General features: G+C 54.7%; 1 protein-coding gene. It reads left to right on the top strand.

Annotated features, from left to right (window positions below; translation table 11 throughout):
* Positions 1-287 precede the first annotated feature (287 nt).
* Positions 288-1,001: radical SAM protein (locus ACE4YL_RS12550; protein WP_461369679.1), on the top strand; the 714-nt coding region annotated here is incomplete at its 3' end.

Genomic DNA, 1,001 nt, shown 5'->3' with positions numbered 1-1,001 from the left:
GCGAGCCTACTGGCAAAACCTATAAAACCGGGTTTTATGTGTAGGGGCGGGCTTTCATGCCCGCCCCGCCTGAAGTGTTAGTGCCGGGCATGCCATACAGGAAAACCAGAAGCCAGAAGAGAGAAGCAAGAAATAGCAGGGTGGCAGTCAGGCAATGGTGAATAGCTTTCTCATGGAGAGAATATATTTCGACATGAATAAACAATTTATAAGGAGACACGACCATAAGATACCGGGAACTTCTTAAAACGGGAGAACTGGCCCGCCGCGCTTCTCTTCTCAGCGATATGCTCGAGCCCTGCAAGCTATGCCCCAGGGAATGCGGCGCCTCCAGGATTTCCGGTGAACGCGGCGAGTGCGGCGCCGGTAAAGATGCCGAAATCTCCAGTTTTAGCCCACACTTTGGAGAAGAAGCCCCTCTCGTTGGCCGGGGAGGCTCTGGGACCATATTTTTTGCTTTCTGCAGCCTGCGCTGCGTTTTCTGCCAGAACTATGAAATCAGCAGGGGGAAGCTAAAATACGCCGTCACCACTGCGGAGCTGGCGGGGATCATGCTTGAACTGCAAGCAAGAGGGTGTGAGAACATCAACCTCGTTACCCCCACCCATTATCTGCCGCAGTTCGTGGAAGCCCTGTCAGCGGCTGCCGGAGAAGGCTTGCGGCTGCCCCTGGTCTACAATTGCAGCGGCTACGAAAGGGTTGAAGCTCTCCGCCTGCTCGACGGCATTGTCGATATTTACATGCCGGACTTCAAGTATGCCGATGAAACAATAGCCCGGAAGTACTCCCGCATATCCGATTATCCCCGTATTGCCCGGGAAGCGCTCAAGGAAATGCACCGCCAGGTGGGGGACCTGGCGGTGGATAAGAGGGGGGTAGCCTTTAAAGGGCTGCTTATTCGCCACCTGGTTATGCCCGGAAATGCGGCCGGTACCGCGGAGTTAATGAAATTTATCGCCCGCGAAATCTCTCCCCGCTCCTGGATCAACATCATGGACCAG

Source organism: Candidatus Darwinibacter acetoxidans (genome assembly GCF_041936445.1).
Classification (GTDB): Bacteria; Bacillota; Limnochordia; order Darwinibacteriales; family Darwinibacteriaceae; genus DTU010.
Note: the sequence above shows the minus strand (reverse complement) of the source record. Positions and strands in the feature narration are given on the sequence as shown.